This window comes from Wolbachia sp. wLmal (assembly GCF_049435495.1).
GTDB classification, from domain to species: domain Bacteria; phylum Pseudomonadota; class Alphaproteobacteria; order Rickettsiales; family Anaplasmataceae; genus Wolbachia; species Wolbachia pipientis.
The window spans coordinates 1180675-1198858 of the sequence record NZ_CP185405.1 but is presented as its reverse complement, the minus strand read 5'-3'; the positions used below and the strand labels follow the sequence as shown (position 1 = coordinate 1198858).

General features: G+C 34.7%; 8 protein-coding genes and 5 pseudogenes. 5 read left to right on the top strand and 8 right to left on the bottom strand.

The features are described 5' to 3' along the window. Positions 1-256: 256 nt before the first annotated feature. The 4 genes and pseudogenes from ACEL90_RS06055 to ACEL90_RS06040 all read right to left on the bottom strand — a co-directional run bounded on the left by ACEL90_RS06055 (position 257) and on the right by ACEL90_RS06040 (position 5270). Positions 257-1217, bottom strand: a pseudogene (locus ACEL90_RS06055) (IS630 family transposase). Positions 1218-1425: 208 nt separating this feature from the next. After that, a protein-coding gene (locus ACEL90_RS06050; RefSeq protein ID WP_423348932.1) for an IS630 family transposase occupies positions 1426-2284 on the bottom strand; the annotation gives its coding sequence in 2 pieces (ribosomal slippage) (positions 1426-1981 and positions 1980-2284; 861 coding nt in all). Between the two features lie 184 nt (positions 2285-2468). Further along, the gene (locus tag ACEL90_RS06045; RefSeq protein ID WP_423348931.1) at positions 2469-4676 is read right to left on the bottom strand and encodes a hypothetical protein; all 2208 of its coding nucleotides are present in this window, start codon (positions 4674-4676) and stop codon (positions 2469-2471) included. Positions 4677-4814: 138 nt separating this feature from the next. Beyond that, complete coding sequence (locus ACEL90_RS06040) at positions 4815-5270, bottom strand: hypothetical protein (RefSeq protein WP_423348930.1); 456 nt, start codon at positions 5268-5270, stop codon at positions 4815-4817. A gap of 660 nt (positions 5271-5930) precedes the next feature. Here ACEL90_RS06040 and ACEL90_RS06035 point away from each other — a divergent pair. From ACEL90_RS06035 to ACEL90_RS06020, 4 genes and pseudogenes are all read left to right on the top strand, one after another. Continuing rightward, positions 5931-7556, top strand: coding sequence for an ankyrin repeat domain-containing protein (locus tag ACEL90_RS06035; RefSeq protein ID WP_423348929.1), 1626 nt, complete (start codon positions 5931-5933; stop codon positions 7554-7556). A 62-nt stretch (positions 7557-7618) separates the two neighbouring features. Beyond that, positions 7619-10060 (top strand): ankyrin repeat domain-containing protein, encoded by a 2442-nt coding sequence (locus tag ACEL90_RS06030; protein ID WP_423348928.1) that lies wholly within the window; start codon positions 7619-7621, stop codon positions 10058-10060. Between the two features lie 125 nt (positions 10061-10185). Beyond that, a pseudogene (locus tag ACEL90_RS06025) lies at positions 10186-11513 on the top strand (IS4-like element ISWosp9 family transposase). A 402-nt stretch (positions 11514-11915) separates the two neighbouring features. Further along, entirely contained in the window at positions 11916-12473 is a 558-nt protein-coding gene (locus ACEL90_RS06020) for a hypothetical protein (RefSeq protein ID WP_423348927.1), read from the top strand. Positions 12474-12758: 285 nt separating this feature from the next. Here ACEL90_RS06020 and ACEL90_RS06015 read toward each other — a convergent pair. The 3 genes and pseudogenes from ACEL90_RS06015 to ACEL90_RS06005 form a co-directional block, all read right to left on the bottom strand. Then, positions 12759-13838, bottom strand: a pseudogene (locus ACEL90_RS06015) (IS3 family transposase). Positions 13839-13908: 70 nt separating this feature from the next. Continuing rightward, a pseudogene (locus tag ACEL90_RS06010) lies at positions 13909-13995 on the bottom strand (IS630-like element ISWpi11 family transposase); the annotation flags it as partial. 180 nt (positions 13996-14175) lie between these two features. Continuing rightward, entirely contained in the window at positions 14176-14358 is a 183-nt protein-coding gene (locus ACEL90_RS06005) for a hypothetical protein (protein ID WP_423348926.1), read from the bottom strand. A 166-nt stretch (positions 14359-14524) separates the two neighbouring features. Between ACEL90_RS06005 and ACEL90_RS06000 the strand changes: the two are divergent. Beyond that, positions 14525-15457 (top strand): annotated as a pseudogene (locus tag ACEL90_RS06000) (IS5 family transposase). A gap of 118 nt (positions 15458-15575) precedes the next feature. Here the strand turns inward: ACEL90_RS06000 and gyrB are convergent. Then, positions 15576-17963: a DNA topoisomerase (ATP-hydrolyzing) subunit B gene (gene gyrB / locus ACEL90_RS05995; RefSeq protein WP_423348925.1), complete on the bottom strand. Its 2388-nt coding sequence runs from the start codon at positions 17961-17963 to the stop codon at positions 15576-15578. Positions 17964-18184 lie beyond the last annotated feature (221 nt).

Here is an 18184-nt window from a genome sequence, read left to right as displayed (position 1 = left end):
ATACCACACCAAGAAAAAAGCAATAATTAGAAAAATACAAGATAATCAATAGCTTACTGCAAAATGAAGAGCTAATACTACTTAATACATACTAAAAATTATGATGATTTTTTGATGGGTTGTAAAGGGTATAAAAACATTAAAATTGATCATTTTTATTTCAAAAAAATGAAAAATTTGTAAATGTCGCTTGTATCGAGGATTAGAAGCATGCTATTAAAAACAGTAATACATTATGTATAAATAATACCAACTCTCATTGTTGGCCAGTCAAATAGGAGACATTGCAGAGTTGTTTAATTGTGGAGCTGGCAAGAGAAGTAATAAATTTGCACAAAGCACCCTCAAGCAGAGCAATTGTATCGTATATTTTATTGCGCAAAATGTTCTGTTTTATATATAACCAAAGCCTCTCAACAGGATTGAGCTCAGGTGAGTATGGAGGTAGGCATATAATGTCGATATTTTTAGGTACCTTTAAATTTTTTCCAACTAGCACAATCCATAACAAGAAAAGCCTCTCGTGTTTCTAGATATTGCGACATCTGCTCAAGAAATATGTCTATGCAATCAGTGTTGACATTTGAGCTAGAACTCTCTCCATTTCTAGGATTAACCGCACTATAGAGATAGAAATTTTGCCTACCTAATTTTGTTTTAACCTGTGTTCTAATCCCCTTTTTAAACCACCCATGTCCAACCTTTGAATGTGTGCCAAACCGTGATTCATCAAAGAAAAATAGCTTCATTGAGATTTTTTTTTGAATTCCTCTTGTTTGCTTTTATCTTGTCCATTATGAACTGGTCTTGGTGTAATATATGAGAATTTCATCTTTTGCATATAGCGGTGTACTGTAGATTTGCTGATATTTAATCTGAACTTTTCCTGGATTCTTATTCTCATTTCTTTAATGGTAATATTAGGATTTTCTTCTATCCACTCTTCAATTTGCTGTAGTTGAACCTGATTTAATTTAGTTTTTCTACGGCGTTGTGGAGGAGCAAACAGTTTTTCTTCTCTGCCAAATTTTAGGTCATGCAGTAAGTGCCTTTCTTGAAATGCAATATATTTTTGCTACAGCCGTTATACTGTACTTTTTTGCTGCAATTACAGCATTTAGTTTTTTTGAAACATATGCATTATTCCTTACTTTCTTCAGCATTTCTTTTGCTGATTCTACTACTTTTTCATCCAATAATTTTGATCTTAATGCCATTTATACCTCAACTATTTTACTTACTTCATTATCGCTTTTCTTCCATCTTTGTCCATCTGTTTGCCGTGTAATGGGAATTGGTATTAGGCAATATGTCGAGTAATTCGTCTTCATGTAGTGAAAAAAGCAATATTTCAGATGTAAGCGATAAGTCTAATAATTCAAACATTGTTAGATGTATAGCATTTCTCATAATAGTCCGAACAGGTCATAGGAAGGCAGAATCAACAGCACGAAGAAAGGATTCGAATAGAGGAATGTTTTTCCTAGCTCTGTTTTTTATAGCAAACCAATGATGCTCAATTTTGTTGAAATCTGGAGAATACGGCGGCAGATACAAAATTTCTGCACCAACTCCTCTAGCAAGCTCGATAATCTTACCAGACTTATGAAAAGTAGCATTGTCAAGAATGACAGTCTGTCCAGGTTCCAAGATCGGTGTCAAAAATTGCTCAAACCATCCATTAAAAACATCCATATTACAGTGGCCTTCAAAGGTTAATGGAGCAACTATCTTTCTTCTACTTAAGGCTGCAACCATACTGATTCGTTGAGTTTTCTTTCCAGATTTTGGGCCATAAAACCGCTGTCCTTTCTGGCAATACCCATATGGATAGTCCTCTGTGTTATCAATGCCGGACTCATCTATATACACTAAGTGTTTAGGTTCTTTTGTCGCTATAACCCTTGCAAATTGAGCTCGCTTTTCCTCATTTCTTTCTTTATACCAGTAGGTCTTTTTTTTCTTGTGAATCCTATATTTTAAGTGCTCGATGAATCGTTTGTCTACTAATATTGCCCCAAAGCTTAGCCATCTCTGACTGAGTTTTACCACCTTGCTCATTTGCAAATTCGGTAAATGCATTCCAGTCGGTAATTTTATGGTTATAGCACACGCTTCCAGGCTTTTTTGATTGAAAATCTCCCGTTTTCTCACGTCTTTTCTTCCACTCATATAAAGTTGTTTTTCCAATCTTAAATCTCTTGGCAACAGTTTCTCCACTCTCTCCTTCATCCAATGCTTCCATTACCTTTTTCCTTAAGTCATAACTATACGCTGCTGGCATACCTACCTTTACTACTACAAATCCTTATTTTACCTTATTTGGACTATTATGAAAAGTACTATACTTTCCTGACTTATTTTCTACTTTCACTTCACTTAAATGAAAATCAAATTCTGCACTAGTGTACCCTACTGATTGAACTTTTGCATGGCCACAGCCGATAGTGGTTATTTTTAAACCACTTTTATCTCTTTGTACGGCGACCAGGATTCTTCTCCTGAATTGACAGATCTTTCAGACAAGTAGAAATATCACTTATTTCATCTTTATCACATAAAAATGAATCATACTTCCTAGACTTACTCTTTAACTCCTTCAGCATATCAGGCGAGTCGCAAATACTAGAAAAGTAATCCGTTCTTTTTCCTTCCTGATCAAAACAAATATTATGCAGATTTTCAAAAATAGAACAAACACTCATCCCTGACCCTTTTAATATTTTACATAAATCACCAACGTTAATATTGGAATTCTCGTTCATTAAAAAATCATCAATATACCTTACACCTTCCCTTTTTGTATTACAAAAACACAAATCATGAAAACTTTGTAATATAAAAGCAGGACTAATCTCAGCTATAGAGAATAATTCTGAAATATATTTCTGAACAAATCCAATTTCATAAAAGTCAGTTAAATATTTTGTTGCTTTTCCATCACGCCCAAAACAAAGGTTATGAAATTCTTTTGAAGCAGAGTAACTGTGAACCCCTACTCCATGTAATATAGAGGATAACTGATTACAAGAAAAACCTTCTTCTCCTAATAAATCACTAAGACATCCTTTTGTTTTATTACCAAAGCAAAAATTGTAAAACCCGTTCAGACAATCTGCTTTTCCACTTACTATCATACATAAGTTAGATTGAGAAAAGCCTTGATTAAATAGATCTATTAAGTGCTGCTTTTGATTGCCTTTATCATCGAAGCAATAATCATGAAATTTTATTAAATAACGAGCAGCACAAACTCCCGAATGACATAGTGCATCGGACAAGTTAGATATATCAAACCCGCTCTTTAAAAAATGCTTTAATAAAGGTCTTTGGTTCCCATGCCTATCAAAAAGAACTTTTTCTAAATCTATGATAAATTGCTTGAAATTGGCCCCGGATCCGCTTACCATAGCGGATAAGTTCAAAAAGCCCGCTTTAGTAAAACACTCCACAGCTTTCTTCCCTTCACCAAAAGAGAAAAATTCATATAATCCCTTAAATGCAGTTGCAGCTTTAGCCCCTGCTCCATGCAAAATACTAGACATCTGAATTAGATCTACCCCTTGACCTTCTAGCGTTTCTAAATAATGTGTTTTATCCCCATTTTCATCAAACCAAAGATTATATAAGTCTTTAAATGCATCTTCAGCTTTAGCTCCTGCTCCATGCAAAATACTAGAAATATTACTTAGATTGATTCCTTGTTTCTTTATACATTCTAAATACCCCTCCATGAATAAAAGATTGTACAGTTTTATAAAGGCATCAGGAGCTCTCGCTCCAGCTTTACTTAGAATACTAGAAATAGTGGACAGAGAGACTCCTTGTGTTTCTATCTCTATTAAGCATTTTTGTTTCATACCTTCGCTATCAAACCAACTATCATATAATCCCTTAAAAGCTGCAACACAACCAGGTCCTGCTTCCGTTAGGATAGAGGACATAGATTGTCTCACTCTACATCCAGCTTGATGTACATTAAGTAACATATTTCTTCCATCTTTTTGGAAAAAGTCCATGAGAAGGTTTTTTGATTTTTTTGATCTTCCCACAATAGCTTGAACAAGTTTATCCTGATAATCAACCAATGAGATAGAACTTAACGAAGATCGTCTATTTTTCTTTCGATTTCTTTCCCTACGGCCTACATTTTTATTAAAAGTTGATTTCTTGCTATTTCCTCTATGCTCAGAAGTTTCTGACCCTCTGATACCATATTGATTTTCATGAAGAATAAGTTTATCCCTTATACCTTTAGACAAATCATCTACCTCTGATTGCTTATCAACATCAAGTTTTCTTTTGGTTTTACTTCGAACTTGCTTTTTGTCTACTTCAGGACTAAGATCTTCAGATGAAGTAGAATATCGATATTTAGCAGGGTTGAGAAGATTACATAGTCTTGGCTGATTTTTACGCACTCTATTCTCTTCGTTATAAGGAAATTCCTCTCTCTTTTCCGCAGATTTATGTGCCCCTAACTCAGTACTACCTTTCTCCCCTCGATTCAGATTCCCCACACCTCTGGACAAAACATCAATGCTTTCATTTGTACCAGCGTTCTGGGCGCAACGACTTCTCAGAATCATCCTACTACCTTTCTCTACTCGATTATCAACCTCATAAACAGAAATTGACTTAATTGATGACTGTTCAGTAGATTCGTTTAAATCCATCACATTGCGTAGAGAATTTGCAGATAATTTTTTTTCCTTTCAATGGCTTAAGAAATTCCACTTCTCCGGTATACACAGTCATCAACACATAATATACTACCCACCAACCACAATCGCTCCCATTCATTTGCTGACCAGTCAAATCATTAAGATCTCTATCTGTTTTTCGCCTTCATCAGTTTTTTCGGTAATTTTAGCACCTTTTACTAAAAACTTCTTTAAACTTTCAGGAAAAGATCTATGACCAAGTGAATCAAAAAAGAGAACTTGATATTTGTCATTGTTTATCTTCTTACCCGATAAGCTATCATATTGTTTAGGTAAGAGCACCAAACCGACCCAATGAGAATCACCCTGTTTACTTGCACCTGTAGAACTTTCGGCAAGTACTGTAACAGTGTTAGAGATAACAATAACAGGCCTATCAGATTTATAATCAGTTACAATATCACCATCTTTACAAATTCTCTTACAGATGTGCTTGGCTATATTTTTCATGCCCTCTTCACTATCAAAAGCAAAGTTATTTGGGCCAATATAATGAGCTAATCCACCCTCAATAGCCTGATTTACATATGAACTTATTTGATCCACGCCTGACCATGTATGTGGACTACATGAATCATCATTACTGAATTTCACTTGCTTTAATTTATTGTAAATATCAGTGGCTCCCTTTGTATTTTGAGAAATTATATTACCCTTACTATATTAAACTTCTAATACAGTAGCTAAAAATTTTGTTAAAGTAAGATATTTTTTTATGGTCAACAATGCTTCTTAATGAGTATGTATTTTCATATTTTTAATTGTTAAATTAATGATTTTTCTTAACTAACACAACACCTCGAGAACCTTTTGTTTTGGGATGTGTTGGTCTACCAAGTGTACCGTTCGAACTTTTCTTTATAGTGATTCTACTATATCCTAAAACCAGCTATATTAGCCTACTTTTACTACATTTACATACGAACTAACTTACCTAACTTTGTTGCAAAGATTGCAAGTTCCTATTTTCATAACCCTACTTTTACGTAGCTTGTTCTCACAAAGATACGATCTTTTTGGGATCTTTGAAGAAGTAAATAATTGAAATCTTTGTAATACTTGGTTGCAATGTTTTTTAGAGACAAAAGGTATTTTCCTATATCTGAATACAATAAATTTGTAATTCTGAAAAAAAATATAAAACTATTGCTAATTATAATAATTGTGTAATAATTAAAACATAAGTTTTTAAGTTAAGGTAGTGTTGTGAATAATCAATTGAAAGAAGTATCTAATCCAATAAATATTCAAGCAGATTTAGGAGAGAACAGTATGGTTGATGGAATAGAAAAGCGGTCAAAAGAACAAGGTTTTTATGCAACACAGACCATACCAATTCATCAAGTTAATCAAAATATTACGTATTCATATTCAGCTACGCTCGATAGTCACTTAAAAAAAGATGAGCATTGTGTACACGAAAGTAATATACATACTGACTTACTTAATTTTGCTTTTCATGGTCACTTAGAGAAAGTTCAAGATCTATTAAACAAAGGAGCTAGCGTTGAGACAGAAGACAACGATGGTAACACGCCTTTGCATATTGCTGCTGAAATGTGTCACTTAGACGTAGTTCAAGTTCTGTTAAAAAAAGGAGCTACTGTTGAGGTAATAAATAATGAAGGCGCTACTCCGCTGCATATCGCTGCTCAGATGGGTCACTTAAACGTAATTCAAGTTCTACTAGGTAATGGTGCTGATGTTGATGCGCAAAAAGATAATGGTGACACTGCCTTACATATTGCTGCTGAAGTAGGCAAATTAGAAGTAGTTCAATTTCTGTTAAAAAAAGGAGCTACTGTTGAGATACGAGGTTATCAAGACTGCACTGCTTTGCATTGTGCTGCTATAGGTGGGCACTTAGAAATATTTCAATTTCTGTTAGACAGAGGTGCTAGCGTTAATGTGGGAGAAGGCATTGAACCCATTGCTTTGCAATATGCTGTTAAAGGGGGAAACTTGAAAATAGTTCAGTTTTTATTGGGCCAAATGAATAATGCTGACATACGAAAGAATAGTTTCAAATGTGTCTTGCATATTGCTGCTCGAAAGGGTTACTTAGAAATCGTTAAAGCTCTATTAGACAAAGGTGCTGATATTAATGCAACAAACTATGACGGCGATACTGCTTTAAATGAAGCTGCTGGACGTGGTCGTTTGGAAGTAGTTCAATTTTTGTTAGACAAAGGAGCTAGTTTTGAAGCACGAAACGAAGAAGGATGCACTGCTTTGCATATTGCTTGTGAGGTGGGCTGTTTAGGCATAGTTAAAGCTCTGTTAGAAAAGGGATCTGATGTTAATGTAGTAAGCGAAAAAAATGGCGATACTCCATTACATGAATCTGCTAGAATGAATTGCTACGATATAGTTGAATATCTTGTAGAGGAAGAAAAGGCTACTATTGATGTAAAAAACTTTAGAGGTGAGACTCCTTCCGATTTGGCAGATTCTAATGGTTACAAAGATATAGTTAAGTATCTTAGTCTTCGAGTAAGGGAGTGTCCCAAAACCTCGGGAAGTCTGGCTGATGATAAAAATGTGATACAGTATCAAAAAGTGACAGAAAATAAACACCTAACTATAACTAATAGAGCAATAAAGACCAGTTTCTGTGTAGGGATAATGACCATGTTGACAAGTGTGGCTATTGGATGTACTGCTATTCATCTTAGTTTATCAATATCAGCTACTGCTGCATTGATTGTTGGGGCCATTGCTGGTGGCATTACATATGCAGTATTAAAGCCTAATAGTAGGCTAAATGAATGTGAAGTGAATAGGCAAAGCTTACCTCAAATGCCTAAGGACGAATGTTGCATGTCATATTAGTTCTTGCATTTTATGTCATGCGTGTGAAAATGGTGTGTAGTATTTTTAACCGAGGTGGAGTTATGGAATTGAATAAATTGCAGGAAGTATTAAATTCTGCTAACGCTGATGTTGGTTTCAGTAAGAGTAATGTAGTTAGTAAAATAGAAGAGAGATTAAAGCAAGTAGATCCAGGTACATTGTGCCAATTAAGTTTTGCTGTTTTAAAAGACAACAAACAAATGGTAGAAACCCTTATAAAAGGAGGAGCTGATGTTAACACAATTGATGCGTACAATCGTGATCCATTATATTATGCTATCTCACAAGGGAACACAAGAATGGTAGAGATCCTAATAAAAAATGGAGCAAGTGTTAATAAGAAGTATAATGACGGAAGCACTCCTCTACATCATGCTGTCTTGAGCCAAAAAATAAAAATAGTAGAGTATCTTATAAACAATGGAGCTGATGTTAATGCGTTAGATGAAAAACGGCGCACTCCATTATACTTAGCTGGACGAAGTACAAAAATGGTCTCGATTCTCATGAAGAAGGGGGCATTACCTTTACTGGAAAACAGAGATATTGAATTTTTAAAGGATCTAGCTAAACGCATTAAAGATGATGATACAGAGTATTTAAAGGAGGTAAAGGTAGAACAGAAGGAGGGGCGGGTGGATGATAAGTATGAGTCAATTAAATACTCGTTGCTGCTTAGTGATAACAGCTCTTTGACCTCTATTATTAAAAGGGAAAAATTCAAAAATTTAATATCTGGTTGGTCTTTCAACGTACCTGATTTAAAAGATAACCAAAAAAATTTGAATAAGGCACTGTTAAATCTTCTTACAGACTTTCCATTTTGTGACATTACAAGGTTTGAGGACTTTTTACACGATAACAAAGGTGATGATCTAAAAGCTGTTCTCAATCTTCAAAGGGGAGAATCCAAATTGACAATACTACATGTAATACAAGGTATGGAGTATTTAGCAGTGGAAAAAGACATAGGTTGTGCAGTTAGTGCATTTATGACTTTACTTTTAAAATCTGGTGCTGATCCTAACATAGTTAACAGTGAAGGGCTAACACCTTTGCACTATGCTGCTTATTATAATACTTTAAATATACCTTTGCTTCTGAAAAAAGGAGCACGTGGTCAAACTGACAGACAAGGAAAAACTCCTCTAGACGTTGTAATTATTAACAAAAAACCTTTTGAAGTGAATCTTTTAGAACAGATCTTTTTAACTCAGGAGCAATTGGAAGCAAAAAATGATTTAGAAGGTATTTGCGGTCATAGCTTTAACACTAATCGACTAAGAAAATTTTTCAATCAGCACAAAGGAAATGAAGGTCTTAAAGAGATTCTCAATCTCCGTGATTGCGAAGGAAAGTCTCGAGTTTTTCAAAAGATTAGGGAGGCTTGTTATGGTAATGAAACTCATTTCAAAGAAGCAAAAAAGTTGCTGCTAGAAGCAGGAGCGATTGATTACGAAGAGTGGAAGGACAAAAAACGTTTGCCTAAGCTTAGAACTCTATGGGATGATTTAATATTAGATCAGTCGGAAAAGTTGAAAATATTTTTGGGTAGGGTAAATAAATCCAAAGATATAGATGAGTTAAAACGCGTTGTAAACGAAGCTATAGAACTTGGGGTAAGGCTGAACTTTCCTAACCAGGGTAGTATATACGGAAAGGTATATGAAAAGGAATATAGTTTTACAGATTTTGTGATAAGAAAGATTAGTGAATTAAGAAAGAGTTCCGAAGGTTCAAGGAATATAGAGGTTGCTAGTGGTATAGTATGTCAATTGATATCAAAAGGGGCAATTTTGTACAACATAAGCAGTATATATGTAATTGACGAACTGGAAGAGTTTGAAAGCCACAAAGCTAATATGAAAAACGCTTATGCAGATTATGAGAATCGTGCTTTAGATTTCATAACAATCGTTCAAAGCGCAACAAGTGGTAAGGTAAGAGACGTAAAAATCGATAACTCTACTCTCTATCTTGAATATTCACAGGATAGTAAAGTAGATGTTGCAAAGATTACAAATGGAGCAAGGGGTTTAGGTATCACTCAGGAAGGTGTACAATACGGAAGAAATATAATAAAGATAGGTAAGAGTGAGGTAGAAATTATAACGGAAAACGCTATAAGGAATTATGTAGGCCTAGCAGATGGTAGTAATACAGTATTGACTTTCGATACTGGCTTGGGAGAGTTGGAAGTGAGATTATACCCTGATAAGCAAAATCTAATAAAGGTAGAAGTAGAAGATCAAGAAAAGTGGAAAAAATTACAGAATTGTGAGGAACGAATAGGGGAAAAATGTTTGCTTGGTGGGTGTTCAGTACGTGATGCTATTGAACGAGGTTTTTTTACTAGATCTGGAGAGTTGATTCGTTCTGAAGCAATTAGTCAATCTGATGCAACAAAAGTGGGCCCTTGGGCAAAGCGCGAAAAAATGAGAAAAGCTTCAAGTCTTGAAGAAACAGTAGGCCGTTCTCTATAATGAAGTGAGGGAGTGTTAAATAAACCATACGCGTCAAGTTAAGGAAAAGTGTAAGTAAAGTTGATAGAGTGAAGGAAAATAATAAGGTATAAATTCTCTTGGATATATGAATGAGAGAACTTACAATGGACAGAATAGCTTGCTTATCAAAAGACCTCAATGAATTCTTTAATGAAAAAGCAGACGAAATATCAATTGCAGTAGGTTTTATAAAAAGAAAGAGAAAACTTAATGGCTCATCATTCATAAAAGCTATGGTTTTTGGTAACATAGGAGTTGATGATTGCAGCATAGAAACAATGTGCCAATTGCTAAATGAAGACTCGATAGAAATTACAAAGCAGGGTTTAGATTTTAGGTTTAGTGAAGAAGCAGTTGAGTTCATGAAAAAATGTATAACGAAGCTTTGTGTTTATTTAAAAAAAGTCTACAGATTGATTGCAAAATTTTACAGCAATTTGGAAGCGTTAAATTATTGGATAGCAGCTACATTAGCCTGCCCAGTAGCATGGAAGATATGTACAAAGGATATGGCAGTAGCTATAGAGATTGTGAGAATAATACCAAATCAGGAATAAAGCTACAGTTAGTCTTTGATTACCTGAATCAAGCGCTAGATAAGTTAAATTTTATGGAAGGAATAAGGTCGGATCAAGGTTATAGGGATTATCTGAACGGTTTATCAGCCAATGATTTGCTAATATTTGACTTGGGCTACTTTGTGCCTAGTTCTTTTAAACAGATTGATGAAGCAGGTGCATATTTTGTTAGTCGTTATAAGTCTGATACCAATATATATGATATAGAAACAAATCAAAAAATAGAGCTATTGGAGTATTTAGAAGGTCAATTATCTTCAGAAAAAGAAGTATTATTAGGAAAGGAAGTAAAAATTAAGGTAAGAATTATATGTCAAAAGCTAACTGAAGAACAGTCTATGGCTAGAAGAAGAAAGGCTAATAAATTAGCAAAGTCACATGGATATACATCTTCTCAAAAGAATCAAAAGTTATTAGATTGGTCAATATTTATAACTAATGTTCCAGAGAGTAAAATTAATGCTGAACAAATATTGACGGTTTATAGAGTAAGATGGCAAATCGAATTACTATTTAAACTATATAAAAGTCATATCAATCTTGATAAACTAAAAGGAAAGACAAATCCATTTAGAATATTGTGCGAGCTATACGCAAAATTATGTGCTATTCTCGTATTTCACGAAATGGTTGGCTGTGTAAAACTAAAAAAGAACACGGAGCTCAGTTTAACAAAGGCATTTATTGAATTGAAAAGGCGGGTTAGAGAGCTCTTTTTGATATTAAACAATATTGTCAATAATTTAAAAATTTTTCTAAAAAAGCTTACTATAATCTGGTCAAAGTTTTCTTTGAAAGACAGATATAGGAAGACCAGGGTATCTACTTTAAGCTCTCTACATTCCTTAACTTGACGCGTATGGTTTATTTAACACTCCCCCACTGGACATTAGGTTTGGGACAAAAGGCTGAATAATGGGAGCTGTGTGAGTCGAGAGGGTGCGCCGTGGTACGCATTAAGAAATACTTAGCGGAGCTAAGCGGGGTTCAGAATAAATGGCCTCGAGGTGAACAATTAACTTTAACCCGAAAGGGAAGGAGGACAAGAGCATGTATGTAAAGCGAGAGTTATCTGAAGATGTGTAAGGTAACGGCTTGCAACACCTGATCAATATGGTTAAAGCTAAACTGCTTGAATTCTAATCTTCAGGGGTGGGATTTCACATCCATGGGTATCACATTTAAAACCCCATGTCTACAGTAAGCACAAATTAAACTTTCGTTTGTGTGACATTCTGGCTGTAGAACGATAAGTAGTGAACTTATTTAAGAGCATAATAGATGTCGCAAAGATAACAGATGGGGCAAGGAGCTTAGGGTTAACTCAAGGAAAAATAGAATACGGAAGAGATATAGTAAAGATCGGTAAAAGTGAGGTAGAAATTATAACGGAAAATGGCATAAGGCATTACACTAATCTTGCAGACAATAGTAATATAGTGTTAACTTTCTCTACTAGTTTAGGAGAATTAGAAGTTAATTTGTACCCTGACAAGCAAGATAAAATAATAGTAGAAGTTAGTAACAAAAAGGAAATACTGGAAAAGTTCAAAAATTGTAAAGAAGAATTAGGTGAGAATTGCTCGCTTGGTGGATATTGGGTCTACGATGTTATTAAACAGGGATATTTTGAAAGGTCTGGAAAACTTTGTCAATCTTTTGAAACAATTAGTCTATCTAAAAAAGTCTCAGAAGGAGTCAAAGCAGCGGTAAAAGGTTTAAAGTGTGGTGATATAGTGAGTTCTTCATCCAGTAATATATTTCCTCCAAAAGCGATTATGCAGGAAGGTAAAGCAAGAGTACCAGGAGCATGAACTCAAAGTTGCTTAGGGTCAAGTTTTGAGTATTTTACTAAAATAGCTTTAACATTTTTTGGGGAATGTTTTAAATCCTATGGTGATGTTAAGTTAATAGCTTAAGAGATATTCTAAAGGAGTTATCTTATTTAAAAAATTACTTGGACGCTTATAGTTTTTTGAGCATAGCCTTTCATGTTAGATTCAAAGAAGACTGAATGGGCTGCTCCACACTTTCTACTTTCTCGAGCTTGGTGTTGGGCTTAAAGGTATTGACCTTACCCAGAAAAAGTAGAGAGAAAGTTAAGACGTTTTTATCATGAGAATAAATTGTGCAGGAATGCAATAGTTAATAGTGACGTTGTTTGTTATAAAAAATTTCTATGTATTCAAATATTGCAGTTCTAGTGTGTTGAGCAGAGTGTTGTGAAGTATCAATAAGTATTTCTCTTTTCAATGAGCTAAAGAAGCTTTCTGCAACAGAATTGTCGTAACAACAGCCTTTATTACTCATCTATATTCTTTACAGCTAAGAGATATTGATACCCTTGCGCAGTATATTGTGAACCTTGGTCACTGTGCAGCAGTAGATTTTTAACAGGTTTACGCCTATTAATGGCCATTAATAAAGAGTTCATAACCAATTGTTTATTTATTGCACTACTCATTAACTACCATACGTGAGAATTATTGCTGCCAAATATAGCCATCCCTCCTTGGTTTTGATGTAAGTAATCCCATACTTTATTTGGTTGATCAACAATAAAGTTTTGGTCTAATATATTGGGAGCTACAGCTCTATTATCTGTTTGTTGTTTTTTAATTTTAAACTTTCTTCTCAGTATAGCCCTGATGTCATTTTTCTGCATAATACTTTGCACCGTTTTCAAATTGCAACTTTTACCCAAAGCCTTCAATTCAGCATGAATTTTAGGAGCTCCATATCTACATTTAGAAACTTGATATATTTTTTGAATAGCTTCGAGTAGCTCTTTATTTGCTGATTCTCTACTGCTTATTTTTCTTGTAGTCCACTTATAGTAGCCACTAGCAGAAAATCCTACATAATTCCTGTACTTTATAGCAGTTACTATATAAAAAATATTTTACTCTTTTTGACTGGCCAGGGCTTTTTTTTAAATGTCTCTTTCCCTTGTTACTCTTGCTTTGTAAATCAAACCTCTCTTTGTCATAAGGTGCTACATCTGGAAATGCATTTGCCGCTGACTTTTTTTCGTTATATTTCTTCATCCATTTTCCTAATACACTATCCCTTATTCCTAGATCTCTTGCTACTTTTGCAACTGGTTGACCTACCTTTCTTTGTTCATTTGCCAGTTTAACAGCTTCCAATTTGAATTCTGCTGTATATTCTCTTACCATTTCTAATCCTCCAAAATTTTATTTTACCCAAAAAAACTCCTTTCTTTCTCTCCACTTTTTCTGGGTAAGGTCGCTTGGCAACAGTTGCTCTACTTTCTCCTTCATCCAATGCTTCCATTGCTTTTTTCCTTAAGTCGTAACTATACGCTGCTGGCATACAAACCCCTCTACCATAAATCCATTCTTACCTTATTGGGATTATTATGAGAAGAGCTATAACTCTATGGGAGGGAAGCAAAATCTGGGATTCGGCCTTAATGGCATTAGCGTTGCATCAGCTTCACCCTCCCTGTGAGGTATTTTAGCTCTAATGCCTCACATCATAAAGATACAAGTGTCAAGCTACTTGGATGACAGGGGAGGGAGGCACTGGGATGACAGGAGAAGGTAGTGGGATGACACCCTGACAACCGTCATCCCGCTGCTTGTTAGCGAGATCTAGAGATACCGCGAATGAATCGCGGTATGACGTAGGACTGCTGTCATTCCAGTGCTTGACACTGGAATCCAGTATTTCCATAATCATCAAAACATTGTATTTTAACAAAAAACAGCTATTTTTATGCTTGCCAACTTAATAAAATTCCTGGATCCCAGTGGGCTTTGTTGCATCGCTCAAGTGAAAAGAACTGGCAGTTACTGACAAAATTCATTATAAATAGCCATTTAACTGTTGAAGAAAAAATATGCCACAAAAAATGAGAGTCAGTAACTGCCATGAATATAACAAATTTCTCCAAGAAAGAGGAAGCATTTTTTGTTATATCAATGACGCCATAGAAAAGTGGTACGAGAATGGTCCAAAAATACCAGGTGGCAACAATATTTATAGTGATAAAGTTGTAATTTTGGTGCACATAATAACTTGTTTATTTAGAATAGGCCTGAGGCAAACAGTTGGGTTTATAGCAGGATACCTTGAGCAAATTGGGAAAAATTTGCAAGTTATCAGCTATTCACAATCATCAAGAAGGTTTAAGAAACTTAATATTAAGATAAATGATTGCAGAAAATAATATGGAAGATATCGAAATTGCTATAGATAGTACAGGAATTAGTATATACAACAACACTCCTGGTCATAGCAAAGAAAATAGCGAAGATAGAAAGTATCGCAGCTATGAACAGACAAGAAAATTGCATGTAATGTTGAATACAAACAGCAAAAAAGCCATAGCTGTAAAATACAGTAATGGCTGATCACTATGGAGCTTGTGATTTGCTAAAAGAAGTCGATTTTCAGTATGTCATAAAAGTACTATATGCAGATAGGGCATATGACAGAGAAAAGCTCTATAAGCTGTGTAATCAATATGGTATAAAAACGAAAATTCCTCCGAAAAACAACGCAGCAGAGCATCCAAAGTATGGCTGAGAGAAATTCTGCAGTCAAGCTCATAAAGTCATATGATGAAGATGGTATAAAGAAGTGGAAAAAAGAGATGAGTTATGGAAAAAGATCTTATATAGAAAGTTTTTTCTCGCGACTGAAACAAACATTCGGATTTAGTTTTAGGAATAAATCTGAGATAAATCGAGAAAAAGAACTGCTAATCAAATGCTATTTGCTTAATAAATTCACTGATATTGGTATGGCTAAATTTGAGATAGCTTCATAAATTTATTGTGCGTTACCTACTATCCGAAGAGCGATGCAACAAAGCCATCCCAGTGTCAGCTACTTGAATGACACAGTCTTTGCTTAAACCCGTAACGTTCGTACATTTTGCTAAAAGTTCAAATATCAACATCATGCACATTAAGTGCATTGCTATTAATAAAATCACGGCGTGGTTCAACTATATCACCCATTAATATTGAGAATATGGAATCAGCTTCTTCACAATCTTTTATTTCAACCTTTAATAAAGTTCTAGCCTCAGGATTTAACGTAGTATCCCATAGCTGATCAGCATTCATTTCACCAAGACCTTTAAATCTCTGCAGAGTTAAACCTTTTTTACCATAGTCCATTATTATTTTTGCAAGCGTACTTGGAGAAGTGATTCTTATTTCAGTTTCTTGTGACTTTAAAAATGAATCACCATTAAATAAATTACTTATACCATCAAGCAAACTTAATATGTTTTGCATATCTTTGCCTTCAAGCATACTAAGTGCAAATATATATTTGTCTGCCAATCCTTGAAACAATTTAGAGATATGAATTTCTTTTTCTTCATCTTTTATTTCCACTTCCCAAGTGTATTCGCTGTACATTAACTTCAAATACTTTAATATCTCATCAGCCGATGATAGAGCATTCTTTTTACTTAAAATTAGCAATGACTCTAAGAGATTTTGTGGTATTTCTCTATCATAATTTTTGCTAATATTAGAAGTGCTAACGCATTTATTCAAAATAAGGCGTAAGTTGTTAAATTCTGTAGCTGTACCACTTAGTGTTAATCTTTTAACTGCTGAATTTATTATGTACTCTTCAAAAGTTTCGTCATCTTTAATATAAGTGTCTTTGGCATTCTTTGTAACTTTATAGAGGGGTGGCTGTGCTATGTATAAGTAACCTTTTTCAATAACTTCACGCATATGTCTAAAAAAGAAAGTTAGAATCAAAGTTCTTATATGTGAACCATCAACATCTGCATCTGTCATGATGATAATTTTATGATATCTAGCTTTTTCAATATCGAAGTGTTCACTCCCTATTCCAGCACCAATTGCAGTGATTAAAGAGCCTATTTCTGCAGATGAAAAAATACGATCTAAACTTACACGTTCTACGTTTAGAATTTTTCCTCTTAAGGCAAGCACTGCTTGTGTTTTACGATTACGCCCCTGCTTTGCAGTACCACCTGCTGAATTACCCTCTACTATAAATAATTCCGATAACTCAGGAGCTTTTTCCTGACAATCAGCAAGCTTTCCTGGCAGAGTTGCAATATCAATATTGTTTTTGCTTTTAACTAGCTCGCGCGCTTTTCTTGCAGCTTCTCTTCCTTTTGCTGACCTGATTGCTCTTTCTACTATGCTTGCTGCCAATTTGGGATCAGTTTCAAGGATTGTGCCCAATTTATCAGAAACTATACTTTCTACAACTGCACGTGCTTCAGAACTAACTAGTTTATCTTTTGTTTGTGAAGAAAACTTAGGATCAGGCATCTTAAGAGATAAAACACAAGTTAAACCTTCTCTAACGTCCTCTCCAGTTAAATTTACTTTTGCTTTCTTTAAAAACCCTTCATTAGTTGCATAGGTATTGATACATCTAGTTAGTGCAGATCTAAATCCTGCCAAATGCGTACCACCATCTCGTTGCCGTATATTATTAGTGAAACACAACATATTCTCATAGTAGGAATCATTCCATTCCATCGATATTTCCAAGCTGATGCCAAGATCTTCTGCATCTCCTTTCATACTGGCAATTTTAGTTACATGTGTCTTATTCTTATCTAAATACTGCACAAAATTTGCTGTACCAAAATTGTCTTTAGATTGATTGCTCTGATTGAAATGAGATTCTGTATATGGTTCATTGCGCAGATCACGTAAAGTAATGTCGATATTTGAATTTAAAAATGCTAATTCTCTTATACGACTTTCAAGCGTTGAGTAACTGAAGTTAATGCCATTAAAAGTCTCTGTTGATGGCATGAACGTGACTTTAGTTCCTCTTTTGTTTGTATTTTCGTTGACTACCTTTAAAGGTTCAATAGACTCACCATCTTCAAAACGCATAAAGTGTTCTTTCTTATTGCGCCAAATAGTTAATTTCAACCAGCTTGATAATGCATTCACAACTGAGATTCCAACACCATGTAATCCCCCAGAAACTTTATAGGTATTGCTGTCAAATTTACCACCAGCATGGAGTTGAGTCATTATTACCTCTGCTGCTGATATTCCTTCTTCTTCATGAATGTCAGTTGGAATGCCACGACCATTATCAGTTACAGATACTGAACCATCTTTATTTATGCTAACTTCAATTTGATCACAATATCCAGCTAAAGATTCATCTATTGCGTTATCAACAACCTCATATACCATGTGGTGCAAGCCAGATCCATCGTCAGTGTCACCAATGTACATACCTGGACGTTTCCTTACAGCATCAAGACCCCTTAAGATTTTTATTGCATCGGCATTATAACTATTTTCCATGGTATTGCTTCGTTTATGAATGTTAATTAATATTACATTCATATATGCTGATTAGCAACATTTTTAAACTGATAACCCATATTAAAAGCACAACTTTACGAATGTTTATTTTTGAAGACAGCAAATAGTGTCATTCCAATGTGTCTTCCATAACTGTACGAACATTCATTTTTGAAGGTAAATTGCACAACAGATGATGTCATTCCAGTCTGGGATGGCTT